The sequence below is a fragment of the Arthrobacter sp. D2-10 genome (assembly GCF_054161285.1).
On record NZ_CP096431.1, the window covers coordinates 764,569 to 788,212 of the forward strand.

Consider the following 23,644-nt stretch of genomic DNA (forward strand, 5'->3'; position numbering starts at 1 on the left):
GGGCATCCTCATTCCATGATCCATCCGCCGTCGACGTTGATTGTCTGCCCGGTGACGAACGATGCGTCCGGTCCGAGCAGGAAGGAGATGACCGCGGCGAGTTCTGCGTCCCGGCCACGGCGTTTCAGCGACTGGTGCGCCAGGACGTGCGCGGAATACTCGCCGGCGTCGCCCTGGATTTCCTCTGCCTTCGTGGGGAAGGCCCCAGGCGAGACCGCGTTCACCCGGACACCAAATTCGCCCAGCTCGCGGGCAAGCGCTCGGGTCAGCGAAACGGCCGCGCCTTTGGTCGATACGTAGCTTGCGAGGTTGGACCAGCCGCCATGCCAAGTGATCGACCCGACGTTGACAATCGCACCGGATCGCCGTTCGACCATCCCGCGCGCCGCGACCTGGGCGGCGTAGAAGTACGCTCGCTGGTTGACTGTCACAACGTCGTCGTATTCGGACAGCGGAATGTCGAGAAACGGCGTGCTGGGATAAATCGCAGCGTTGTTCACAAGTGCTTCGACCGGGCCGAACGTCTCGTTCGTGGTGGTGAGGGCGGTTTCGATGGCATCGGAATCCCGCAGGTCGACCTCGAGTATGCGAACCGGCACCGACGCTGCTTCGAGCTGAAGGGCTGTTTCTTCAAGCTCGACGCTCTTGCGTCCCAATACGCCGACAGCAAAGCCGTCCGCTCCGAGACGAAGGGCTGTGGCGCGGCCCAACGCGCCTCCCGCCCCCGTAACCACCGCAACCCGTTCGTGCAGCACGCCGTCTCCCGCCATCCTCAGATTCCGTACTTCTTGAGGGTTTCGACGATGAACTGCTTGGCGCGCGGAACGTCGGACTCATCAAGGTGCTCGATGATGAGCGGAACGTTGGGGTTGCGCTCGGCGAGCCGCTGTAGGTAGAGGTCGTAGTTGAGCGACCCCAGGCCCGCAGCGGGCAGTTCGATCTCGCCCACACCGCGGAAGGTGTGGGAGGCAAGGGCGTTCTCGTCACCGATGTCCGCGTGCTTCTCGCTCTTGTCCTCACCGGCCCGCTTGACGTCTTTCGCGTGGGCGATTCTTACCCGGTCGCCCAGGGTGTCGAACACCTCGTTCAGGACCGCATCCATGCTGTCGATATTGGTGCCGTCGAAGTAGTTCGTCGGGTCCATCAAAAGTTCCAGGCCGGGAGTCCGAATATCGTTGAATACGCGGACAGTCTCACGGACTGAACCGATCACGTTGTTGACGTAGGTCTCCAGCAGGAACGTGGCTCCGTGATCGTAGGCGGTCTGGGCAAGATCCGCGAGGACGTCCCGTACCTGCTCGTATCCGTCCTCCGACCGGTTGTGGGGGTGGTGGTCCCACTCACTGTCAGGATTGAACGTGCCCGATTCGCTGATGACGTATGGGGTGCCGAACGAACGGGCGTTGCGGAGAATCTCCTTCAGGTACTCGACGTTCGCTTTCCGGTGCTCCGGATCTGGATGAACGATGTTTGTGTAACCGGAGATGGCACAGATGGGCAGGTCGTTATCGCGGAAAGTGTCACTGACGCGCTTCGCCTTTTCCTTCGTGATCTGGCCGGCTGAGAGGTCCAGGTCCTTGAAGTGCAGGTCCAGCTGCACTGTATTGAAGCCGAGATCGCGGATGGTCTTCGCGGTCGTCTCGAGCTCGTAGGGGAAGTACCCCGTGAAGATACCTACTTGAATCATGGCGCCATTGCTCCTTTGAGTGTGGGAATTGAAATAGAAACGGAAGTGCTCTGGTGGGTTTGCTGTGTGATCAGAGGTTGAACTCGTTGAGGAAGACCGGCCGATGTTCGGCGATGGACCGGTAGCCGGCCTCGATCAGGGCCATGGTCTTGACGTTGTCCGCGACGGAGAGCTCGGGGTGGGTGCCGGTTTCGACGGCGTACTGCACCTGTTCCATTACGCCGATAAAGGCGTGCGGGAACCAGTGGGTTTCCCATTCGGGGGTGACCCATTCACCACCGGTGGTCAACGCGGACGCGTAGGTAAGGGTTGACGGTTCGCCCGTGGGCCAGCCGATCGTTCCCTGTGCAACCCCACGTGTTCCCTCGACCCGCCACTTGATGTAGATATCGGAGTCGAAACCCTCCTCACGGGGTCCGCTCCACACATCCTCCATGGATACGGCCAGGAGATTGTTGGGGAATCGAAGGGTGGACACCACGATGCCGTCTTCGTGCTCGAAGCTGGTCCGCGGATCCTCACGCGCAACCGTCATTATTTCGGTGGGTTCACCGAAGAGGAACCGTAGCGCATCCAGGTGATGGACGCTCATGTTGGCGAGCGTGAGGCGGTCGTAGTTCTCAAGGAACCCCTGCCAATGCGGAATCGCGCGCATTTCAATGGTGGCAAGGACGGGCTCACCGAGCTCTCCCCGCTCAAGAAGCTGGTGGAGGACTCGAATGGACTGGTCGTACCGCATGTTCTGGTTGACCGAAAGGATCTTTCCGGCCGCCGCTGCCTCGTCACGCAGCGCTACTGCCTCATCGAGGTCCAGCGCCAAGGGCTTCTGCGCGAGTACTGCCTTGATATGTGGCGCTGCGAGCGCCCGCCGGATGAGAGCCGGCTGCTGATCCGGCGGGTAGGCGATGTCGAGGATTTCGACCGCGGCATCGTCGATGAGGTCCTCGGGCGTCGAATGAACGGTCGGGATGTCGTAACGAGCAGCGACCTCCCGCGCCTTTGCCTCGGTACGTGAGGCGATGGCTACTACCGGGAACGCTGCCTGGCGGTACGCCTCCAGGTGAACGTCCGACATGATCATGCCGGCTCCGATGCAGCCGACGTTGGAACCGCGGCTGCGGATTTCGACGTTCGGAGACAGCTGGGACTGCTCTGCCGCCATGGTTGTGCTGCTCACTAGTACTCCATTCGCGTCGTTGCGACGACCTGTTTCAGGACTGGGTGGATCGGTGAAGCTCGTTTTCACACCATATCAAGAATTAGTGATAGCGCTACTGGTAGCGCTAACAATATTAAGCTAGTGTCGCTGAGTACATCCCGTCAACGCCCGTTCCGTCCTGAGGGTAAGCAGCATTCAATGCAGGTTGACGCAGATGGAAACCCAGACTTCAAAGGAGAAATCATGGCTAGAACACAGCTCGGCACCTCCCTCAGTAAGGCAGCGGGCCTCACCGCAGCCGCCTCGGCCATCATCCTCGTTGCAGGCTGCACCAGCGCACCGGCGAACTCGAGTGGTGCTCCTGACACCGGCGGAGATGAAAAGTTCGTCATTGGATTCGAACAGCCCCTCGGTGGGCAGGCCTGGCGCGAGATGGGTCTTGCATCACTGCAGGCCCTCGCCAACTCACCCGAATACAAGGACAAGGTCGAACTCAAGATCGTTCGGACCAACGACAACGATGCTGCGCAGCAGAACGCTGCAATGCAGAACCTTATCGCCGACGGAGTTGATCTGATTCTCTTCGATCCTGCATCGTCGAGCGGTGCGGATGCGGCCATCACGCAGGCATCAGCACAGGGCATTCCAGTAATCGCCAACGGTGGCCCCTACGAAAGCGACGACGTCTACGTTGTGTCCACCGACTGGGCGACCGCCGGAACCATCGGCGCTGAATGGCTGCTGGAAAACCTCGGCGACAACAAGAAGATTGCAGTGCTTGAGGGACTCGCGGGAGTACCGCTGAATGAAGGGTCGATGCCCGGAGTCGTCGAGACCCTTGAGAAGGGCGGTGCAACCATCGCCGCACAGGACACCAACGGCTGGAACGAGGCGACGGCGCAGGAGTCGATGTCGAAGATCCTGCGGTCCAATCCGGATATCGGCGGGGTCTACTCCTTCCTGACCGGTGGGCAGGGCGTGCCTGAAGCCTTCGCGTCAGCCGGCATGCCATTTGTTCCGGTTGTGGGAGGCTCGGGCTATAACGGCGAAGCTTGTGCCCTGGTGGAGCACGACGGCGAGGGCCTGACCGGGAACATGGTCTTTGGCCAACCATCCATCTACGCGAAGGGTCTTGAGCAGGCGGTGAAGCTCCTTGAAGGCGAGGAGATCGAGAAGCAGCAATTCTTCCCGCCGCTGGAGATCACCAACGAGAACGCCGCGGACTACTGCCTGGATGACAAGCCGAGCAACTTCCAGCTTGGTTACGACTTCCCGGGCCTGGAACTCAAGCTCGAGGACGTCATGCAGTACTACTCCGGATCCTAGGAGATCGCAGTGACTGACGCACAACTTGGCACTGCCGGCCCTGCGCAGATCCCCTTCCAGCCGGAGGGAGAGCGCCCAGCACGGCCGGAGGCCCTCCTCGTGGCTACAAACCTCGTCAAGAGCTACGGCCCTGTTCATGCTGTGCAGGGCGTGAGCTTTCAGTGCAACAAGGGCGAGGTACTCGCCCTTGTCGGTGAAAATGGGGCAGGGAAGAGTACCGTGGCGAAGATGCTTGCCGGTGCCGTCGCGCCAACGTCCGGCAGCATTGCTGTCAATGGTGAGCCGCTGATCTCCGGCAGCGTCAAAAAGTCGCGTCAGTCCGGCGTGCGGTGTGCCTTTCAGGAACTTGCCCTGGTGGCGGACTGGACTGTAGCGGAGAACCTCAGCCTGCCCGACGGTGCGCCGCATCACCGGTTCTCCCAGAAGAAGTCGGTGGCAGCTGCCGCAGAACTTCTTGGAACGCTGGACCTGCCACATATCGATCCCCGGGCGACGGTGGGTTCTTTGTCGCTAGCTGACCGGCAGTTGGTGGAGATAGCACGTGCGCTGGCCGGCGGGCCGGAACTGCTCATCCTCGACGAGGCCTCGTCTGCGCTCACTCCACCGGGGGTTGCTTGGCTTTTTCAGCGCATCCGCGAGCTTACGGCCGAGGGCGGTAGCGTCATCTACGTCTCGCACCGGTTGGGCGAGATCGCCGAGATCGCCGATCGCGGAGCGGTGCTTCGTGACGGGAAGGTCGCGGGGGAGTTTGTCCGTGGCGGATGGACGGATGACGAGCTAGTTTCGCTTATGGCGGGGCGGGAAGCCGCACGATTCTTCCCGGATCCGCCACCTCGAATCACCGACGACGTCGCCCTCTCCGTCTCTAATCTCAAATCGGATGGGGTACACGGCATTGGCCTTTCCATCGGGGCCGGGGAGATCCTGGGAGTCGGCGGACTGCAGGGCCACGGTCAGGCTGAATTGCTTCGGGCCCTGTTCGGGGCGGCTCCGGCCACCGCTGATTCCTGGACGATTGCTGGCCGCACAATCTCGGGCACTACGCCCGTGCGCTCGGTCCGATATGGGGTTGGCTACGTGCCCGAGGATCGAAAGAAGGAGGGCCTCGCGCTCGAGATGAGCGTGGGGGAAAACCTCCTCGTTCCCTGGTTCAAGGCCTATCAGCTTGGCGGGCGGCCACTCCTCTCCCGCGAGCGAGGGTGGATAAGCGGCATCCTCGACGCACTGTCGGTGCGGACACGCGGGCCCAAAGAGGCCGCTGGTTCCCTCTCGGGCGGGAACCAGCAGAAACTGGTCTTCGGCCGCTGGATGGACCGCTCGCGCACGGTCATCCTCCTGCACGATCCGACCCGCGGCATAGACGTACGTGCAAAGCAGGAATTGTATGCGGCCATCGTCGATCTGGCGAAGCAGGGCGTGGGTGTCCTGTGGTTTTCAACTGAAGTGGAGGAACTCGTGCACGTATGCCATCGGGTCGTTGTGCTTTACCAGGGCGCGGTTATTGACGAGCTGGAGGGCGAACGACTCACGGGCGATGCCGTGGTTGGCGCCGCCATGGGACTGAGGGCAGCCGCATGAGCGTCCTTGCATCCTCTTCGGCTTCCGCGCCGGCCCCGACGCGCCTGCGTTCCGGGGTTGGCATGGTCCGGTTGCGTCGAGAAGGAGCGATCGCGCCGGTATCGGCCTTCATCGTGTTTCTTCTCGTCTACGTAATCATCAACCCCGAGCTGCTCACCCGGTTCCAACTGCAAACCGCAGCGAATCTCGTTGTGCCTCTGGCTCTGGTAGCCCTGGGGCAGCTCATCGTAGTACTGGTCGGCGGGATCGACATCTCCATCGGCGCAATCATGAGCCTGTGCAACGTTGTGTTCGCAACCCAGCTCGAGGCGGTCCCACCACCTGTCGCAATCCTCCTGTCGCTCGGCGTCGGGCTCGGCTGCGGCCTTTTCAACGGACTTCTGGTTGCCTACGGAGGGCTGCCCGCCATAGCCGTAACTCTGGCGAGTGCGTTCATCTTCGGGTCCCTGGCAAGTGAGGTGCTGGACCGGCCGGGCGGCGGACTGACCAAGGAAATCTACCTGGCTACAAGCGGGGAACTCGTCCCGTTCCTTCCCGTCTCCCTGGTCTACCTCGCGATCGTTGCAGTCCTTCTGTGGCTGCTGCTGCAACGAACTGCACTGGGCAGGCATATCTACGGGGTCGGCTCCAACATGGAGAGCGTGAGGGCGGCCGGCCTCAACGCGCGGCTCACCAAACTGATCGCTTTCGGGCTAGCCGGAATGGTGACATCCGTCGGTGCAATGATGCTGGCTGCTTCCACAGTTACCGGTGACCCCCGAAGCGGAGATGCCTACCTCCTCAGCTCGATCGCCGCAGTTGCTTTGGCGGGTGCAGCGTTCACCGGGGGAAGGGGCAGCATCATCGGTACAGTGCTTGCTGCATGCACCCTCGGGCTGATCGGTAACCTGCTCTTCTTCGCCGGAATCAATTCCTACTGGCAATACGTCATCAGTGCGCTCATCATCTTCACGGTTGTCGGGCTGCCTGTCATCTGGAGCAAGATCGCTTTCGCTGTGAAGGGAGCACGAGCATGACCGTGAGCGCCGCGCCACCCAACAACCCATCGGTCGAGACGCCGCAGGGAAAGCTTCGGGGACGGGCATCAATCAAGCAGGCTGCCTCTCTCGTTCCCCGCAGCGTATGGCCGCTCCTCGCCTTCCTGGTGCTATTCGCTGTCGGCGGTGTCATCAGGCCGAATCTCATCACTGTCGAGTCACTCATCGGAACGGCTACGTTCGCGATCATCCTTGCGATCGCATCATTCGGTCAGACAATCGCTGTCATTCAGGCCGGCATCGACCTGTCGGTGCCCAATACCATCGGGTTCTCCGCGCTGTCCTTCCTGGGGCTGGTGGGACCGTTGGGCCCTGCTGGTGCCTTCGTGGGGGCACTCGCGACAGGCGCCGTCATTGGATTCTTCAACGGGATCGTCGTGTCGAAGCTTGGACTGACTCCGATCGTCACCACCATTGCGATGAACGGATTGCTCTTCGGAGTCATACTGCTGGTATTCAACTTCTCGGAACTGACGGCAATCCCCGAATTCATCGTTGCGATCACCTCGGCAAAGGTTTCATTTCTGGGGCTCGAAATGGCGGCGGTGCTTCCGTTGGGGGTCGCGCTGATGGTTGTGCTGCAACTGCTGCTCAGCTTCACAGGGTGGGGTCGGTCGCTCTTCGTCGTCGGCTCCGCGGCAGAAGCTGCGCGGCTTGGAGGACTTCCGGTGGACCGCATCCGGGTTGGTGGCTATGTACTCAGTGGAGTCCTCGCTGCTTTCGCAGGCATCGTGATCGTCGGTTATTACCAGCAGGCGTCGGCAACCATGGGCGCCGGGTATCTGTTGTCGTCAGTCGCGGCGGTGGTGGTTGGCGGCGCCTCGATCTTCGGCGGACGCGGATCAGTGGTCGGTACAGTGGGCGGCGCACTGGTACTGGCCCAGGTGTCCACGCTGGTCACCGTGCTGAACCTAGGCGCGAACATTCAGCAGCTCATCTACGGGGTCATCATCCTCGTAGTCATCTCGCTGTACGGGCGCCAGGGGAGGGGTTAGCGCAGTGTTGGTTCCTGTTCAGCTGTTGATCCTGCGCTGAGCGTCGTGAGGGCGAGAACCGCGGCGAGAGCGAGAACACCAGCGGCGACGGTGAGTGAGGCGCTGTACCCGACAACTAGAGCCTCACCTGTGCCCATGGAATCGAGGTGCGCCGTCGCAGTGACCGTGGCGGAGACGCCGGCAAGTACCGCCAGACCAAGGGCGACGCCAATCTGCTGAGCAGAATTGAGCAGCGCGGACGCGATTCCGGCCTTGTCGGGATCGACCCGGTAGACAGCAGCCTGGGTCAGGGCGATGACGCCGAGCCCGAACCCCAGGGCGAGGATGAACATCGCGGGAGCCAGGTGCAGCCAGTAGTTGGCTTTAACGGTTATCACGGAGAACCAGAGTGCCGCTGAGGCACTGAGCAGGGCACCAACACCCGCAATGATCCGGGGCGCGAACCGAAGCAGAAGCTTCGGAGCCGCACCGGCACCGAGCACCAGACCCCCGGCGAATGGCAGCCATGCCGCGCCGGTCTGAAGGGGTCCGAAGCCCAGGACGTTCTGGAAGTAGAGAGTGACGACGAAGAACGTTCCCATGGGGCCGATTGCCAACAAAAGCATGCTCGCATACGCCCCCGAGCGGTTCCGGTCGCGGAACAGGCTCAATGGCACCAACGGACTCCTGCTCCGAGACTGGTTGAAGATGAACACCGCAATCAGCACGGCAGCTGCGCCGATGAGCAGGAAGGCTGTGGGGTCCCCCAATCCCTCCTCACCTAATCGGGTGATGGCGTAAACGAGGGCAACCATCCCGCCAGTGCCGAGCAGTGCTCCAGTGGCGCCGAGCCGGCCGCCATGGCTATCAGCGCTGACGAGAGTCCGGCTGCCGAGCAGGACGAGGAGACCGATCGGAACATTAATGAAGAACACCCATCGCCAGCCAAGGGTTCCCGTGAGTAACCCGCCAAGAAGCAGGCCGATGACAATGCCGAGTCCCGACATGGCTCCGTAGAGGGCCAACGCAGTATCGCGGGTCTTCCGGTCAGGGAAAGTAGTTGTGATCAGCGCCAGCGCGTTGGGCGCCGCCAAAGCCGCGCCAATACCCTGAACCGCGCGGGCGGCAATTAGCATCATGGCGTCCTGTCCGAGTCCACCGGCGAAGGATGCAGCGACGAAGACGCCGATACCCACCTGCAGCGTGCGGCGGCGCCCCCACACATCACCCATGCGCCCTCCGAGCAGGAGTAGCGCGCCGAACGCGAGGATGTAGGCGTTGACGACCCAGGGGAGATTGACGGAGTCGATCCCAAGTTCGTCCTGAATGCTCGGCAACGCGATGTTCACGATCGAGTCATCAAGCACCAACATCAGCTGGGCAGTAGCGATCACCAGCAGTGGGATCAGTGCGGTGCGCTGGCTTGTCATTACGGTCACGGGGAATCCTTTACGAAGCGGTAGAAATACCCCCTAGGGGTATCCCACTCCGAAACCTTACCCCCCGGGGGTATGGCAATTCAACGAGGCGGCAAGTGAAACGAAGCACACGGGCTTCCCGGCCTCACTATGAGCACAGACCGATGAACGCTCCGAGTTCCTCGAGGTGCTCCGGGCGGGCCGGCATATGTTGTGTCAGCCCGGGGGAGCGCACAAGGATTGCACGCCACTGACCGCGCGAGATTGCGACGTTGATTCTGTTGCGGTTGAGCAGGAAGTGAATTCCGCGCGGCGCTTCGGATGCAGCGGAGCAAGCCATCGACACGATGACCACAGGAGCCTCCTGGCCCTGGAACTTGTCCACCGTCCCGACTCGTGTGCCCTGCAAACCGGCATCTTTGAGTTTCCGCCGAATCATCTGAACCTGCGCGTTGTACGCGGCGACCACCAACACGTCAGCGTCGGTGAGAGGCCGAGGCTCGTGGACGGCATCGTCCCAGCGCAACCCAATGTGCTTCTGGACTTGCCGAACCACCTCCTCGGCCTCCTCGGAGGAAGCACTCGCGTTCCCTCGATGCTCAATCAGGACGCATTCGACACCGGCCGCGACTCCGTCCAGCACCCGCTTGGTCGCGATAACGGCGCTCTCAAGTTTGTCGTCGTACGAAAGTCGGGAGACCGCCCGGCACAGGTCAGGGTGCATTCGCCAACTGTCGGCAAGGAAGTAGCCGAGTTCGGGGTTCAGCGTCGCGCTTCCCTGCGAGAGCCAGCCGAGCGCTGATTCGTCGACCGGTTCCGGATGGTTCGCCTGGGTCACCTGGGGCAACTGCTGCGGGTCTCCCAGAAGCAGCAGCCGCTTGGTTGCCCGCGACACCGCCAACGTATTCGCGAGGGAGAACTGGCCCGCCTCGTCGATCACCAGCAAGTCGAGTGAACCCGGAGGCACCTTGCTCCCGGTCATCGTCCACGCTGTGCCGCCGACAAGTGCCCCGTCCGATCCATCAAGGAGCGTGGCGACGTCATCGTCAGTCTTATAGGTCCACGGCGCATCGGGGTTGCTGGTCTTTTTCGCGACCCGATGTGCCGGTACACCTGCTGTGAGGGCGGCCTCGAGCATGTGCTCGACGACGGCGTGAGACTGAGCCACAACGCCGACCTTCCAACCCCGTGACACGAGCGCACAGATCACATGGGACCCGACGTACGTCTTTCCGGTGCCGGGTGGACCCTGGACGGCGAGGTAGGAGCGGTCAAGCGCTTCGACGGCCGCAGTAATAGCGGTGGCGTACTCGTGGTCAACCACCTCGGGAAGGCTCGCTACGCCCGTCAGCGTGGGATGCGCCTTTCGGAGAATCTCTAGGCCCGGCGTCCGGGGCAGCTCGGGAAGATCGGCACCCACCTCCCTCGCCAGTTCGGCCAGCGCCGCTCGAATCGACTTGGTGGAGATCGGCTGGTCCGGGGTCAAGGCCATCGGCGTCTGCGCGTAGTGCTCGCCGCCACGCTTGAGCTTCTCGCGAATGACCAGGTGCTCGCCGTCCCGGTCAGCATAGGAATCGACGATTTCGGTGCCGAACCAGCCCTCGCGTCCGTCGACCTTGCCGTCGAACGGCTCCAGACCCTCGGGAAGCGGCTCACCGTACATGCGGAACCATTTGCTTCCCGGTTTGAACTCCGAGCCTTCCGACGAGATGCCGCACAGGTCCACCACACGCACCGGGTTGCTGCGGGAATTGGGCTTTTCCCAGTCCTGCACAACCGTGGCGTGCCGAACGATGAACACGTCCCGTGTGTCCGACCAGTCGTCGACGGGGGAGCCCAGCCGATCAAAGTGCTCCCACCAGAACTGCTTGTCCTCCCGGCGGTGATAACCGACTGCGGCGGCCACCATGGCGATCGCCTGTTCATCCTTCGTCAGGACACGGCTCGTGGGCAGTGAAGCCACGTAATCGAGCAGTACCTGCTCCTCGGGCGACGGTGGGTCCGACGTGTCGACCTTCGGCTCCTGAGGCTGCGCCAACGCAATGCCGCGCTCACCGGCCAGGCCCAGCAGCCAATTCCGCAGCTCAAGGGTGGACAGGCAGTCGTACCGGTTGTAGTCGCTGATTCCCGTGAGGATGTCGGCAGCGCGCTCGCTATCCCCGGAATCGCGCGCCTCGCAGTACTGTGCGTAGGCCACCACAGAGGCACCGGCGTCGGTCACGTCCCCTGAGCGCAGGTTACTGCCCATGTAGAGCGGCTCGAGTTTTTTGATGCTGTAGGAGCGGTCCGAGATGCGCAGGCTGGCGCGCACGGTCTCGTAGAGGTCGACCAGCACTCCATCCCGCAGCAGCGTATCTACCGCTTCCTCGCCGATGAGGTGTATCAATGACAGGTTACGCAGCGCCGTCTTCTCGTACGCGGCGTAGTGGTAGATGTGCATGTTGGGATAACGACGACGGCGCTCGGCCACGTAATCGAGGAAGCTCGCGAAGGCCTGACGTTCCTGGGCGCGGTCATGCGCCCAGAAAGGCACGAAGGGAGGCTCAGCGCCGGAAGCCGGAGGATTCTCCACCACTCCAAAGAGGTACTCGAGGCCCCAGCGGCCGCTCTGCGGGTCCTGCCACAGCGGGTCGCCCTCGAAATCGAAGAAGATGTCCCCCTTATCAGGCTCCGGGAGGTTGCCGAGAGTGTTCTCGGCCAGCACCCGGTAGCTCAGCGTCTGCCGCTCGCCGTACTTGTCCGGGTAATCGACACTGCCGTCGGTGTCCGCCACACCGAGCTGCATACGGGCCTGGTCACGCAGCGCGAGCAGGCTCTCGTTGTCCTCGGCGACGTCCATCGCCGCAAGATCGTCGATGGTGTAGATGCCGTCCTTATGGAGTTTCGCACGCCGAGCGGTGCTCATCCGCCCAACCAGCAGGAGATCCCGGGTTGCCGCCACCATCAGCTGGCAATACTCACAGCGCCCGCAGGCCGTGTGGGTTTCGTCGCCCCACAACACCGGCTCCGGCTTGCTGCGGTGGTTCTCGACGAGGTCGAGGAAGCGATCCCGGCGCTCGCGGTACACCGGCAACAGGTCAGCCAGCCGGTGATTACTGTGTTGATTGTTGCCGAGCACCAGGGTTACCAGGGGTGCGGGCTCAATTCCCGCCTTCAGCAGCTGATCTCCATACGCAGCGAGTTGCAGCAGCGCACCAACTTTCGCGTGCCGGGCGAGCTTGGTGTCCCAGACCGCATACGCGCCATCAACCTTGACGAGGAAATCCGAACGACCGTGAAACTGGCCGTCGAAGAAGGCTGCCTGAAAGACGACGTCGGCGCCGCTTCTCAACGCTTCGATGGATTCCGCGTGCTTCGCGAGCAAGAGCGGACGCTCCATGCCGGCGGCGGGAACGACGTCGTAGACGCCCGTTTTCCGCTCAGGATCCCACTCGCCGTATTCCGCAACGAACCCGTCAAGGATTCTCCGCTCATGGACGTCGCCGAGTTGGGCGGTGCGCTCAAGCATCTCATCGGCGTCAAACGCCGGCTTCTCCGCGCGGCCCAGCTTCTCATCGAGCACGCGCAGCGTGCGGTATTCGCAGACCGACGCGTTGACCAGGTCAGTGGCTGAGAAGACGAGATCGGGTTGAGTATTCGCAACTGGCGGATCGAGCAGGAACATGAGGTCTCCGTGACTGTGGTTTCATTCCATCGAATCACGTGCCACTGACAATCGGGGAAGCAGATTCGTGCGGCGGTTCAGGAGTTGCTGTAGCGACTACCCGACGGACTTCGGTGCTGCATCGTGCCCCTTGCCGTCGCCCTCGCCGTCGTCGTCATTTCCGTTCCGGTAGTCCGCCAGGACCAGGATGGGCAGGTGATCCGACGCCCCGCGCGGGAGGGTCTCGACCTTCTGGATATCAAGACCGCGCGAGGTCGCGAAGTCGAAGTGCCCGCGGAAGAACATGCCGCGGGTGTAGGTCCGCTTGTCGCTGAGCGACAGGTCATAGCCGGACTCGTTCATGCGGGCGGTGAGGTTCCGGGTGAAGAACGGATAGTTGAAGTCGCCGACCATCAACGTAGCGATGCTCTTGCCCATGCCCAGCAATTCGATGTGTGCTGCGTTGATCTGGTGCCGGCGCAACGAATTCGACGCGGTCAGGGGAGCGGCATGGAACGATCCTGCCACCAGGGTGTGGTCGGTTTCCAGGTCAAGCAGCTTCACCCCGATGAGGCGCTCGTGTGCGGGGGTGAGCACCCGGTCGTGCAACGACTTCTTCAGGGAGAATGCATCCGCCCGGACCATGTCGAAACGACTTCGCCGGTAATAGAGCGCCAGCCCCAGGCGGTTTTCCTTGGTGGCGGTTGCCAACTGGAGGCCGCCAACGACGTCGGGCAGGTCCGATGCGTCGCACTCCTGCAGGCATAGCAGATCCACCTCGTAGTCCTGAGCTAGGGCTTCGAGTTCTCCACGCGCTTTATGCTCTCGGAGGTTGTAGCTGATTGCGCGTATCAGGACGCACTCCTTCGGTGGGGGACGGCAGAAGCAGGTTCAGTCTAAACACTCTCAGGCGCCATCGAAGATGATGACCTGCCGAATCGCTTTGCCGTCGGCCAGCTGATCCATCGCCTCGTTGATATCCTCCAGAGCAATGTGCGAGGAGATCAGTGCTTCCACAGGGAGCTTTCCCTCCCGCCAGAGCTGCGCGTACCGCGGAATGTCCCGTTCCGGCACCGCGGAACCGAGGTAGCTGCCCACGATCGTTCGCGCTTCGGCGGTGATACCGAGGGGCGCAATCGACGCCCGCGCGTCCGGGGAGGGAAGGCCCACCGTGACGGTGATACCGCCGACGTCGGTGAGCTGCACCGCGGTCTCGAACGCCCGCGCGTTGCCGGCAGCTTCAATAACGACGGCGGCCTTCAGCCCGTTCTCGAGAGCCTCCTGCGGCGTGTAAACGGCGTTGGCCCCCAGTTCCCGCGCGGACTCCAGCTTCTCCGGGACCGCATCGACGCCGATGACGTCACCCTTGCCGAGTGAAAGCGCGGTGATGAGCGCGGCCATTCCGACGCCGCCCAGCCCCACGACCACCACCGTGTCCCCGTCCTGCGGCTGGCCGGTATTGATGACGGCGCCGCCTCCGGTGAGCACGGCGCAACCGAGGACGGCGGCGATCTCGGGCGGGACGTCGTCGTCTAGTCTGACCACCGACTTCCGGTTGACCACGGCGTGGGTTGCGAAGCCGGATACCCCCAGATGATGTTTGACTGCCTCGCCGTCGCGGTGGAGCCGCTGGCCGTCGTCGAGCAGAACGCCGGCGTTGTTCGATGCGGAACCAACGCTGCAGGGGAGCTTCCCGTCGGTCCGGCAGTTCCGGCATTCACCGCAGCGGGGCAGGAAAGCCATGACCACGCGGTCGCCGACGGTGAGGTCGGTGACACCGTCGCCGAGTTGCTCGACCCTGCCGGCTGCTTCGTGCCCCAACAGCATGGGGACAGGTCGGACGCGGTTGCCGTCCACTACGGACAGATCCGAATGGCACAGCCCGGCCGCCTCGATGCGGACCAGGATCTCGCCGGGGCCGGGCGGATCCAGCTCCACCTCGCTCACGCTGATGGGGCGTGAATCTGCGAAGGGACGGGAACGGCCGATCTCTTCAAGGACTGCTCCGGTGATTTTCATTGACTACCTTCGGTTGGAGGGTTCAGGTGGTGGCGGCCAGACGCCGTCGTAATTCTGCTGCCGCCGGCTGGCGGGTCATTTCGGCAGGGAGCGGGCCACGCCCCCATAGCCATAGCAGAACGTCCGAGGGATCACCGCTGACAGTGGCGTCGGGCTCGTCCCCGGCTTCGCGCGCGACCTCGATGTCGTGCGGCAACAAGCCGACGAACCAACGAGTTCCGCCGCCCTCGATCACCACGCTTCCGGTCACGTTGTCCGGGTTGGGTTCGGACCCTGCGGCCGACCGCCCGCGCTGGAACATGACGGTGAGAACCTCGTCGATGCCGTCGACGGCGAGTTCGAATTCGATCGGTCGGCCGTCGTCGACGGCGGTTTCGATGTCGTAGCGGTGGACAGCCGTCTCATGGGTGAGACGGCGGATCCAGAACCCCACCGTCTGATCGTCGGGCATCCACGACTCGGCAGGGTCGGATGGCTGATGGGAATCGAACTCCTCGACCAGCCGGCCGTACCCGAGCTCGAGTTGCGCCGCCGGATCCAGCGCCAGCACCGGCTCGGGTATCCAGCGGCCGGTGGGCTTCACACCGGTGCGGATAACCTCGGCCTTCTGCAGGTACAGGAGGGCGGTATGGCGCATCAGCTCCTGGACGTCCCAGCCGGGGCAGGACGGCACCGGCGCTGACAACGAGCCACCGTCCTGCGCGGACCTGGTCAGTTCCAGCATCCGGGCGAAATCCTTGGCCAGGTACCCGCGGTACTGCTTCAGGCCGAGCGCGTAGGGATAGTCGGGGCTCACCGGTTGGATCCTTTCGGCAGCTCCGGAACCTCACCGGCGATGATCGCGTTCAGCAGGTCGCGGACGTTCTCGAATACGTAGGCAGCGCCGGCGTCGCGCAGTTCGGCTTCGCTGGTGCCGCCCGTGGTGACGGCGATGGTAGGCAGGCCCAGTTTGTTCGCTGCCTGCACGTCCCAGACGGCATCACCGACGAAGACCGCATCCTCGGGTTTGAGGTCACCGACGCGCAGCGCCGCCTCAAGGATGTCGGGGGAGGGCTTGCTGACTCCGGTATCTGTTGCGGTGGTTGCACCGCTCAGCGCATCATCGGCATCGATCACCTTTTGGAGGACCTCCAGCTCCTCATCGGACGCTGACGTCGCGAGAACGACGGCGAGACCCGCGTCCGCGCAGTGCTTTAGCAGGTCGCGGGCGCCGTCGAAGGCCCGCAGGGACGGCCACTGGGCGGAGAAGAGCGCCGCGTGGGTGTCCTCGAGGGCTTCGTCCTGATCGGTGTTCCGGTCAGCACCGATGAGGTGCTCGATGAGCGTCACTCCGCCCATCCCGATGGTGCGGTGGATGGTTGCCATCGGCACGTCGTGGCTAAAGCGCCGGAACGCCTGCCACCACGCGATTGCATGCAGGTAGTTGGAGTCAACGAGAGTGCCGTCGACGTCGAAAAGGACGCCGCGTACGCCGCCGTCGTGCTGTTCTGTCATAGTGTCCGCCTCGGTGAGTCTTGGTGGAATAGTATGTGCTGCATCACGGGCGCACCGGCGGTAACTCACCAACAGGATCCCGGACTATCCACCTTGTCTCAGAAGGAATACCCATGTCGAGTTACTCGAGCCAATCCCGCGCCCCGTACCCCAGCGAGCAGCCCTTCGCCGCACCCGGCACCCGCCGGCCCGCGGGAATGAGTTACGCCGGGTCGGACTACGAGGGCAAGCGCGCTGCCCAGCTCTCCCTGGCTTACGGAGTGCTGGGGATGTTCCTGTTCTGGTTCGTCTTCGGACCCCTGGCAATCAGCAACGCCAACAAGGCCGAACGCATGGGCGAGCCTGCAGCCGGCGGACGTCTGCTGGGCTGGGTCGCCATCATCCTGGGCGTGCTGAGCATCCTCCTGATCATCGGGTGGGTCATGTTCTTCGCGGCCACGTTCTCGACTGCGTTCCAAAGCGGAATGAGCGTCTAAACGCTGATCACGACACCGATCACGACACCGATCACGACGACGGGAGCCGTCCCGGGCACAGCTCCCGTTGCGCGGCGTCACCACCACCCGGCGTCGGGCCCGGGACCGCTCAAAGTTGCTCTCGAACCTCGGTATCCTGATGGTCTATCTGGTCTTACGAAGCCCATACCAATCAAAGAAGAGGACGATGAGCAATGACCGCTGACGTGAAGCAAAAGGCTTCTTCCGCCGGACCCCAGTCGTATCGGGTCCTGAATCCGGCCACCGGTGAGGTCGAGGAGGAATTCCCCAGCGCCACGGATGAGCAGATCCAGGACGCACTGGCCGCCGCCCACAATGCCTTCCTTGCCTGGCGGGAAGTGCCGATCGAAGAGCGTGCACAGGTCGTGAAGCGGATCGGTGAACTATTTACGGAGCGGGCGGACGAGCTCGCCGCGACCATCACCAGGGAAATGGGCAAGCCTCTCTCCGAAGCCAAGGGCGAGGTGGAGTTCTGCACCGACATCTTCGGCTACTTCGCCACGGAGGGGCCGTCCCTGGCCGCTGACCAGCCGATCAACCCCATCGGCGGTGGCAAGGCGGTCATCCAGAAGCGCCCCGTTGGTGCGCTGCTGGGCATCATGCCGTGGAACTACCCCTACTACCAGGTTGCCCGCTTCGCGGCACCGAACCTGGTGCTGGGCAACACCATCGTGCTCAAGCACGCTGAAAGCTGCCCACGATCGGCTCTGGCCATCGAGCAGATCATGAAGGACGCAGGCCTGCCCGCCGGTGCGTACGTCAACGTCTTCGCCACCCATGATCAGATCGCCGACATCATTGCCGACAACCGCGTCCAGGGGGTCTCCCTGACCGGATCCGAACGGGCAGGGGCGGTGATCGGCGCGCTCGCCGGAGCCAATCTGAAGAAGGCCGTGCTCGAGCTCGGAGGTTCGGACCCCTACGTGGTGCTGGACAGCGTTGATGTGAAGGCTTCCGCGGCCGCAGCATGGGCAACCCGGCTGGAAAACACCGGCCAGGCGTGCAACTCCAACAAGCGCATGATCGTCATGGAAGACATCTTCGAGGATTTCGTCGCCGAGCTTGCCGAGAAGGCGCGGGACCTCAAGCCCGGCAACCCGGCCGAGGAAGCGCCCGGCACCTACGCCCCGCTGTCATCCCGGGGTGCGGCGGAGTCCCTGTACGAACAACTGCGCGACGCCGTCAATAAGGGCGCTACCCTGCATGCCGGCGGTGAACTGTCCGACGACGGCACTGCCTATTTCGCCCCGGCAGTGCTCACGGGCGTCACTCCGGAGATGCGCGCGTGGCACGAGGAGCTCTTCGGTCCAGTCGCCGTCGTCTACAAGGTGTCTTCGGACGAGGAAGCCCTGACGCTGGCGAACGACACCCCGTACGGATTAGGCGGCGCTGTGTTCAGCACTGACGAAGAACGCGCGCGGGCTATCGCTCAGCAGTTGAACGTCGGCATGGCGAACGTGAACGGAGTCGGTGAGGCTGCGGATCTGCCGTTCGGCGGAGTGAAGCGCTCGGGCTTCGGCCGTGAACTCGGGCCTCTGGGCATGGACGAGTTCGTCAACAAGCGGCTGCTCTACATCGCCGAATAATTCGGGGAAGTGAGACGGCGGCGGCACCGGTTGGCGCCGTCGTCGTCGTCAGGCGTCGGTCGAAGGTTTGTCGCGAACCCCGGTCAGCAGGAGCACTGCCGCTCCAACCGCGCAGCAGAGCATAACGACGGCAGTGGGCACCGGGGAGGACAACCCGAAAGCTCCGGTGACCGGCGCGATGATCGCCGCGCCGGTCATGTTCGATGCGCCCAGCAGGGAGGCGGCGGTACCGGCGCGGAGACCGTGGTGCTCCAGCGCCGTGGCCTGCAGCGCTGGAGTCGTCAGTCCGAACGATGTCGTGAAGAGCATGATGGGTGCCATCAGTCCCCAGATGCCCGCCTGCGGTGCGCTGGTGAGGCTCACTAACAGGATCGTTGCGGCTGAGACGAGCGCAACGGCTCCAATCCGGACCACCAGGACCGGGGACCCACGCCGGGCGATGAAGCCGCCGATCTGCGCACCAATCACCATTAGTGCGCCCTGGGCACCGAACAGGAGGGCGTACCCGGTAGGGCTCAGACCGTAAAACTCCTGAATGAGGAAGGCGCTTCCGGCCATGAAGGACATCATGGCGGAGAACAACAATCCGCCGGCCAGCGCAACGGAGCGGAACTGTCCGTCGGCAAGCAGGCTGCGGTAGTCGTCGCTCAGCCGCACGCCCTTCCGTTGCAGCCGACGCTCGAGAGGGTTGGTTTCGTTGCGCATCAGGATTGCACCCGCAACGCAGAGCAGTACGAGTCCGTAAGCAAGCAGCACCCAGAAAAGTCCGCGCCATCCCACAAGTTCCATCAGCTGTGCGCCGAGGGCAGGAGAGCCGACAACGAAGACGCCTGACACGATGGCAAGGCGCGCAAGGATGATCATCAGCTGCTTGCCCGTGTAGAGGTCGCGAACAATCGCAAGCGCGATGACAGCGCACGCCGCTGACCCCATGCCCTGGAACGCCCTGCTGGCGATCAGCCACTCCATTGAGGGCGCCAAAGCGCACGACGCCGTTGCCACGCTGTAGACGACGATCATCGCCGCGAGTGGCCGGGCGCGCCCGACGGCATCGGATACCGGGCCGGAAGTCAGCTGGCCGATTCCCATGCCGATGAACGCCGCCGTCAGGGTCAGCTGCACGGCCGACTCGGGTGAGCCGAACTCCCTGCGAATGGCAGGGAAGGCAGGCAGGTACAGGTCCATGGTGAGCGGCCAGATCGCCTGCAACATGGCGAGCGCGGCGAAGACCAGCAGAATGCGCGGCTGGCGACCTACAGGTGGGCTATCCGACTCCGCCAACGCGGAGGAGGGGCGCGCTTGTTTCACGGAGGACCTTCCCTTGGATAGCGCTTTCCGACTGATTCTACTGGGTGGAGTTGCACTTGGTACAGGGACCTCCAGCCAAAGACCCGCAGAAACTCCCCTGGCACGAGCGGTTGACTTTGACGTGAGGCAGAAGCGCCCCCTATGCTCGTGAATCGATTCAATGTGAGGATTCACACTACGTGGTTTTCGTCTCCGCGGTGTTGACGCCTCGATCACGAAGAACAGGCCGGAACGAGATAACTCCGGCTCCTTGCCAATGGCGACGAAGGAATATCAGCAATGAGTAGAACGCCCACCGGGGAATTCAGCCCGGTCCGCGAAGCGAGTGCCGGACAGAGGGATCCGCGGAAGGCCGCGATGAGCGGTTGGATCGGCAGCGCACTTGAGTATTACGACTTCGCGTTGTACGGACTCGCCGCGACCCTGATCTTCCCGGCCCTCTTCTTCCCATCCGAAAATCCCACCGTAGGGATCATCGCTTCGCTCGCGACCTACGCAGTGGGATATGTCGCACGTCCGGTCGGTGCGGTTGTCCTCGGCGCATACGGAGACAGGCACGGCCGCAAGCAGGTGCTCGTCTTTGCGATGCTTCTGATGGGTTTCGCAACCTTCGCCGTCGGGCTTTTGCCCACCTACGGTCAGGTCGGCCTACTCGCACCGGTCCTGTTGGTGCTCCTCCGCCTGGTCCAGGGGTTCGCTGTTGCAGGTGAGCTCGGCGGAGCCAGTGCGATGATTGTCGAGCACTCGCCCGATGCCCGGCGTGGGTTCTTCGCGAGCTTCAGCCTGCAGGGAACGCAGGTCGGTTCCATTCTGGCGACGGGCGTCCTGCTCTCGCTTGCCGCTATCCTCCCCGATGATCAGTTCGAGGGCTGGGGGTGGCGAATCCCGTTCCTGCTGAGTGCCTTCGTGATTCTTGCCGGTTACTACATTCGCCGTCGCGTCGAGGAGCCTCCGGCATATCAGGCACAGGCTGAAAAAGCCGAAACGAAGCGTAGGTTCCCGCTGTTCGAGCTGCTGCGCACCTACCCGTGGGTGGTCATTCGCTGCGTGATCATGACGTTCACCAACGTCATCGGGATGGCGACGCTCATCTTCGGCGTTTCCTACGCGACCCAGGATGGCTACGGCATCGGTTTCTCGAGTGATCAGTTCCTGTGGGTGACCCTGGTGGCGAACGTGGTCGCTGTACTCACCATCCCGGTTTTCGGCGGGTTGTCTGACAGGATCGGTCGACGAACACTCATGATCGTTGGCGGACTCGGTGGTGGTCTGCTGGCAGGTGGATACCTGTGGGCCATCGATCAGAGGAGCCTGTTCCTGGTGTTCGTCTGCGTGGTGATCGTGCAGGGGCTCTTCTTCCAGATGTGGAACGCCACCTTCGCCACCTTCTTCCAGGAACAGTTCCCGATGCGCATTCGGGTCACCGGTTTCGCGGTGTCGCAGAACGTCGGGCTCATGATTGCGTCGTTCTTCCCGAGCATCTTCACCGCGATTGCTCCTCCCGGCTCGTCGAACGTCCCGATGGTCATCGGGCTGACCACGTTCGGTATCTGCGTCGTAGCGGCGGTCGCCGCTCTGCTGTCTCCGGACACCAGGAGCAAGTCACTCGAGGACCTCGAAAGCTAACAGGGGAGTAAGCGCGACGAAGGGGCGGCATCAATCTGGACCAGTCCAGTTCGGTGCCGCCCCTTCTGTCTGGCCTGGCTACTTCGTCAGCGGATTCGGGATAGTGACTGAGCGGACGACGTCGTTCACTTCGTTGGTGCCGTTGGTACCAGCTACGCCGAAGTCACGTGCGTCGATGACCATGCGATCAGGAAAGACGTCGATGGTCAGGCCGCGGTTGATATCGCGGGTGACAATCTCGGTGATGCCTTCGGTGTTCTCGCCGCGGGCGTCCCACTCGACCTGGATCGCGCCGGTGTTCACTGCCCAGAAGCCGTCGGGGTGGCCGCCGTCGGTACGCCGCTGGACGGCCCAGTCGCCGAGTTCGAACGGGTAGTGGGTGTGGCCGTTGAGCATGACGGCGTTCGGGTAGTCACCCAGGATGCCGGTGAGCAGGTCGTTGTGCTCGTAGTGCTCGTGGTACCAGGGGATCCACGACGCAGACGCTGTATCGCCCAGGGGGAAATGCGAGATCACCAGGATCTGCTTGTTCTGCTTCGTCCAGTACGCCAGTCGTTGCTTGAACCACTCGATCTGCTCAGCCGACATGGGCACTTCCGGCTGCGGCGGCTCCTCCTGACCCAGCACAAGGACGGGCACCTCTCCACCATTGCCTTCGAGGACGTATTCACCCCAGACGCGGTCACGCTCAGCAAAGGCAAGGAAGCGGTCCCGCAGGGTCTCGAATGACTCATTCGCGTAGCTTTCGTGATTACCGATCGCGGCGGCGACGGTTCCCGGGAGGACCGGTTCGGCGTCGTCCATTACCGTGTAAATGTCATCCCATTGCGCTTCCGTGCCGGTGGAGACGATGTCTCCGACCATGAGCAGACCGGCGGCATCCGGACGAGCGACAGCAAGGTCCTGGAACGCGTGGGCCAGATCGCCGGGGTGCCCCTGGATGTCGCTGACAACCCACGCGCTCGTCGGTTCCTGCGCTGCGGGCAGGACTTCGCGGACGGAGACCGAGTCGATGGCCCAGTACCAGCTGTTCGCTTCGGCCTCGAAGTTCCAGCGGACGGTCGCGTTCTTTGCACCTTCCGGAACATCGATCGTGACGGTCTCGGTGGCGTTGAGAACCGATCCGTCGTAGTTGTCCTCGACCGTGCTGCTGTCGTAGCGGAGGATCTCGGTCTGCTCGCCGTCACCGTCGAATTCGACGGTAACGGTGGCCGACTGGCCGGCCCATCCGCGGTAGTGCGAATCGAAGCTGAGCTCGACGGCGGAGTGCCCCTTCACCTTGACCTCGTCAGAGACCAGTGTGGTGCTGAAGGTGTGGTCTGTGTTGTTACGGTCGGCGAACTCGTCCGAATCGGCAACGGCCACCACGTTGTCCGCCCGGGCGAAGCGGTTCCGCATCTGGTCCTCGGCATCTACCCAGAAGTCGCGTGTGGTGAAGGACCAGCCGCGCCACTCCTCGACACCGTTATTCGCCATGCTCTCGTCGTTCTCGACGCTCCAGCCCTTGGGACCGGTGTGGGTGAAGCCCACGGTGCCCTCCACAATGTCCGGGTCGCTTGAGCGCGCCTGGAGGTTCCTGGCGAGGCCGTTGAAGTTCTGCCGGTACAGAACACCGTCGGTCGACGTGGTGTTGACCGGCTGGGCCTTATGGGCAGAACCGTCCGGCGCTGCCGCAGCGATGGAAGTGGTGCCGACGGTCAGCGGTACGACGACGGCGATCGCCAGTGCGCCAGCAAGCGCACGGCGCGGGGGAGTCCCGAGCATAGGTAGGGCCTTTCGTGAAGGAAGGTGAACATGCTCGAAGCTAGGCGCCGGGCCGGAACCGCAGACAGCGGTAGGGGGAAGCTTTGCTGAACGGCCGTCGTCGTCCGGGCGAACTTCGATTCAGAAGGCGGGGTGCCTAGCGCCAGAACACCGCGATGATGATGTTGAGCAGCGTCAGTCCACCGATGGTGCCCAGGATTGCGGACGGCACTGCGTCCTTTGTGCGGTTGATGAAGGCCAGCACGACGACGGCGACCATCACCAGGAGCTTTACTCCGATTTTGAGGTTGTCCACTTCTCCAAGGTCAGCGGCTTCAATCACTCCGACGAGTCCGAGTCCGGTGACCAATTGCAGCCAGCTGCCGTGCATGATGCCGGGAGTGACGACGGCCCGATTCGTGCGCATGCTGCGGATCTGGGCGATGACGCCGCCAAGGATGGCGGCGAGGCCGACGAAGTGCAGGACGAGAAGCAGGCTGCGGAGGAATTCCATTCGAATAGCTTAAGGGGAGTCGGAGAGGCGGCCGT

The 23,644-nt window shown here is 63.1% G+C and carries 19 protein-coding genes; 7 read left to right on the forward strand and 12 right to left on the reverse strand.

What is annotated here, in order from left to right:
- Nucleotides 1–8: 8 nt before the first annotated feature.
- From M1D74_RS03680 to M1D74_RS03690, 3 genes are all read right to left on the reverse strand, one after another.
- Nucleotides 9–770, reverse strand: coding sequence for an SDR family NAD(P)-dependent oxidoreductase (locus M1D74_RS03680; RefSeq protein ID WP_309071936.1), 762 nt, complete (start codon nt 768–770; stop codon nt 9–11).
- Nucleotides 771–772: 2 nt separating this feature from the next.
- A complete protein-coding gene (locus M1D74_RS03685; RefSeq protein ID WP_309071937.1) occupies nt 773–1,687 on the reverse strand; it encodes a sugar phosphate isomerase/epimerase family protein in 915 nt (304 codons plus the stop codon).
- Nucleotides 1,688–1,757: 70 nt separating this feature from the next.
- The gene (locus M1D74_RS03690) at nt 1,758–2,864 is read right to left on the reverse strand and encodes a Gfo/Idh/MocA family protein (protein ID WP_458116521.1); all 1,107 of its coding nucleotides are present in this window, start codon (nt 2,862–2,864) and stop codon (nt 1,758–1,760) included.
- Between the two features lie 225 nt (nt 2,865–3,089).
- Between M1D74_RS03690 and M1D74_RS03695 the strand changes: the two genes are divergently transcribed.
- From M1D74_RS03695 to M1D74_RS03710, 4 genes are read left to right on the forward strand one after another with little or no spacing between them, the layout of a single operon-like run.
- Nucleotides 3,090–4,172, forward strand: a complete 1,083-nt coding sequence (locus M1D74_RS03695; protein WP_309071939.1) for an ABC transporter substrate-binding protein — start codon at nt 3,090–3,092, stop codon at nt 4,170–4,172.
- 9 nt (nt 4,173–4,181) lie between these two features.
- On the forward strand, nt 4,182–5,750 hold the full coding sequence (locus M1D74_RS03700) for a sugar ABC transporter ATP-binding protein (RefSeq protein WP_309071940.1): 1,569 nt from the start codon (nt 4,182–4,184) through the stop codon (nt 5,748–5,750).
- A complete protein-coding gene (locus M1D74_RS03705) occupies nt 5,747–6,766 on the forward strand; it encodes an ABC transporter permease (RefSeq protein WP_458116522.1) in 1,020 nt (339 codons plus the stop codon). Before M1D74_RS03700 ends, M1D74_RS03705 begins: the two co-directional genes overlap by 4 nt.
- The gene (locus M1D74_RS03710; RefSeq protein WP_458116523.1) at nt 6,763–7,782 is read left to right on the forward strand and encodes an ABC transporter permease; all 1,020 of its coding nucleotides are present in this window, start codon (nt 6,763–6,765) and stop codon (nt 7,780–7,782) included. The genes M1D74_RS03705 and M1D74_RS03710 overlap by 4 nt, the downstream gene beginning before the upstream one ends.
- On the opposite strand, the gene M1D74_RS03715 is transcribed toward M1D74_RS03710, so the two are convergent.
- From M1D74_RS03715 to M1D74_RS03740, 6 genes are all read right to left on the reverse strand, one after another.
- A complete protein-coding gene (locus M1D74_RS03715) occupies nt 7,779–9,191 on the reverse strand; it encodes an MFS transporter (RefSeq protein ID WP_458117124.1) in 1,413 nt (470 codons plus the stop codon). The two genes, M1D74_RS03710 and M1D74_RS03715, sit on opposite strands and share 4 nt — an antisense overlap.
- A 136-nt stretch (nt 9,192–9,327) precedes the next feature.
- Nucleotides 9,328–12,843, reverse strand: a complete 3,516-nt coding sequence (locus tag M1D74_RS03720; RefSeq protein WP_458116524.1) for a TM0106 family RecB-like putative nuclease — start codon at nt 12,841–12,843, stop codon at nt 9,328–9,330.
- A gap of 96 nt (nt 12,844–12,939) precedes the next feature.
- On the reverse strand, nt 12,940–13,674 hold the full coding sequence (locus tag M1D74_RS03725; RefSeq protein ID WP_309072722.1) for an endonuclease/exonuclease/phosphatase family protein: 735 nt from the start codon (nt 13,672–13,674) through the stop codon (nt 12,940–12,942).
- A gap of 54 nt (nt 13,675–13,728) precedes the next feature.
- Nucleotides 13,729–14,841: an alcohol dehydrogenase catalytic domain-containing protein gene (locus tag M1D74_RS03730; RefSeq protein WP_458116525.1), complete on the reverse strand. Its 1,113-nt coding sequence runs from the start codon at nt 14,839–14,841 to the stop codon at nt 13,729–13,731.
- Nucleotides 14,842–14,863: 22 nt separating this feature from the next.
- Complete coding sequence (locus tag M1D74_RS03735; protein WP_458116526.1) at nt 14,864–15,637, reverse strand: maleylpyruvate isomerase family mycothiol-dependent enzyme; 774 nt, start codon at nt 15,635–15,637, stop codon at nt 14,864–14,866.
- Nucleotides 15,634–16,335 carry an HAD family hydrolase gene (locus tag M1D74_RS03740; RefSeq protein ID WP_458116527.1) on the reverse strand — a complete coding sequence of 234 codons (702 nt, stop codon included), beginning with the start codon at nt 16,333–16,335 and terminating at the stop codon, nt 15,634–15,636. The genes M1D74_RS03735 and M1D74_RS03740 overlap by 4 nt, the downstream gene beginning before the upstream one ends.
- Nucleotides 16,336–16,448: 113 nt before the next feature.
- Here M1D74_RS03740 and M1D74_RS03745 point away from each other — a divergent pair, with 113 nt between their 5' ends.
- Together M1D74_RS03745 and M1D74_RS03750 are read left to right on the forward strand one after the other, a co-directional pair.
- Complete coding sequence (locus M1D74_RS03745) at nt 16,449–16,811, forward strand: hypothetical protein (protein WP_458116528.1); 363 nt, start codon at nt 16,449–16,451, stop codon at nt 16,809–16,811.
- Nucleotides 16,812–17,005: 194 nt separating this feature from the next.
- Nucleotides 17,006–18,418, forward strand: coding sequence for an NAD-dependent succinate-semialdehyde dehydrogenase (locus tag M1D74_RS03750; protein ID WP_458116529.1), 1,413 nt, complete (start codon nt 17,006–17,008; stop codon nt 18,416–18,418).
- Nucleotides 18,419–18,466: 48 nt separating this feature from the next.
- Here M1D74_RS03750 and M1D74_RS03755 read toward each other — a convergent pair whose 3' ends face one another.
- Nucleotides 18,467–19,726, reverse strand: coding sequence for a multidrug effflux MFS transporter (locus tag M1D74_RS03755; RefSeq protein ID WP_458116530.1), 1,260 nt, complete (start codon nt 19,724–19,726; stop codon nt 18,467–18,469).
- Between the two features lie 279 nt (nt 19,727–20,005).
- Between M1D74_RS03755 and M1D74_RS03760 the strand changes: the two genes are divergently transcribed.
- Nucleotides 20,006–21,352 (forward strand): MFS transporter, encoded by a 1,347-nt coding sequence (locus M1D74_RS03760; protein ID WP_458116531.1) that lies wholly within the window; start codon nt 20,006–20,008, stop codon nt 21,350–21,352.
- A gap of 78 nt (nt 21,353–21,430) precedes the next feature.
- Here the strand turns inward: M1D74_RS03760 and M1D74_RS03765 are convergent, their stop codons facing one another.
- Both M1D74_RS03765 and M1D74_RS03770 read right to left on the reverse strand, forming a co-directional pair.
- Nucleotides 21,431–23,116, reverse strand: coding sequence for a metallophosphoesterase family protein (locus M1D74_RS03765; protein ID WP_458116532.1), 1,686 nt, complete (start codon nt 23,114–23,116; stop codon nt 21,431–21,433).
- Nucleotides 23,117–23,252: 136 nt separating this feature from the next.
- Nucleotides 23,253–23,609, reverse strand: a complete 357-nt coding sequence (locus M1D74_RS03770) for a hypothetical protein (RefSeq protein WP_458116533.1) — start codon at nt 23,607–23,609, stop codon at nt 23,253–23,255.
- Between the last annotated feature and the right edge of the window lie 35 nt (nt 23,610–23,644).

What these genes read in the sequence shown, in the direction of transcription:
- M1D74_RS03765 (WP_458116532.1), bottom strand. Translation starts at nt 23,116, where the DNA reads ATGCTCGGGACTCCCCCGCGCCGTGCGCTTGCTGGCGCACTGGCGATC.
- M1D74_RS03760 (WP_458116531.1), top strand. Translation starts at nt 20,006, where the DNA reads ATGAGTAGAACGCCCACCGGGGAATTCAGCCCGGTCCGCGAAGCGAGT.
- M1D74_RS03750 (WP_458116529.1), top strand. Translation starts at nt 17,006, where the DNA reads ATGACCGCTGACGTGAAGCAAAAGGCTTCTTCCGCCGGACCCCAGTCG.
- M1D74_RS03680 (WP_309071936.1), bottom strand. Translation starts at nt 770, where the DNA reads ATGGCGGGAGACGGCGTGCTGCACGAACGGGTTGCGGTGGTTACGGGG.
- M1D74_RS03730 (WP_458116525.1), bottom strand. Translation starts at nt 14,841, where the DNA reads ATGAAAATCACCGGAGCAGTCCTTGAAGAGATCGGCCGTTCCCGTCCC.
- M1D74_RS03685 (WP_309071937.1), bottom strand. Translation starts at nt 1,687, where the DNA reads ATGATTCAAGTAGGTATCTTCACGGGGTACTTCCCCTACGAGCTCGAG.
- M1D74_RS03715 (WP_458117124.1), bottom strand. Translation starts at nt 9,191, where the DNA reads ATGACAAGCCAGCGCACCGCACTGATCCCACTGCTGGTGATCGCTACT.
- M1D74_RS03740 (WP_458116527.1), bottom strand. Translation starts at nt 16,335, where the DNA reads ATGACAGAACAGCACGACGGCGGCGTACGCGGCGTCCTTTTCGACGTC.
- M1D74_RS03745 (WP_458116528.1), top strand. Translation starts at nt 16,449, where the DNA reads ATGTCGAGTTACTCGAGCCAATCCCGCGCCCCGTACCCCAGCGAGCAG.
- M1D74_RS03695 (WP_309071939.1), top strand. Translation starts at nt 3,090, where the DNA reads ATGGCTAGAACACAGCTCGGCACCTCCCTCAGTAAGGCAGCGGGCCTC.
- M1D74_RS03710 (WP_458116523.1), top strand. Translation starts at nt 6,763, where the DNA reads ATGACCGTGAGCGCCGCGCCACCCAACAACCCATCGGTCGAGACGCCG.
- M1D74_RS03770 (WP_458116533.1), bottom strand. Translation starts at nt 23,609, where the DNA reads ATGGAATTCCTCCGCAGCCTGCTTCTCGTCCTGCACTTCGTCGGCCTC.
- M1D74_RS03720 (WP_458116524.1), bottom strand. Translation starts at nt 12,843, where the DNA reads ATGTTCCTGCTCGATCCGCCAGTTGCGAATACTCAACCCGATCTCGTC.
- M1D74_RS03705 (WP_458116522.1), top strand. Translation starts at nt 5,747, where the DNA reads ATGAGCGTCCTTGCATCCTCTTCGGCTTCCGCGCCGGCCCCGACGCGC.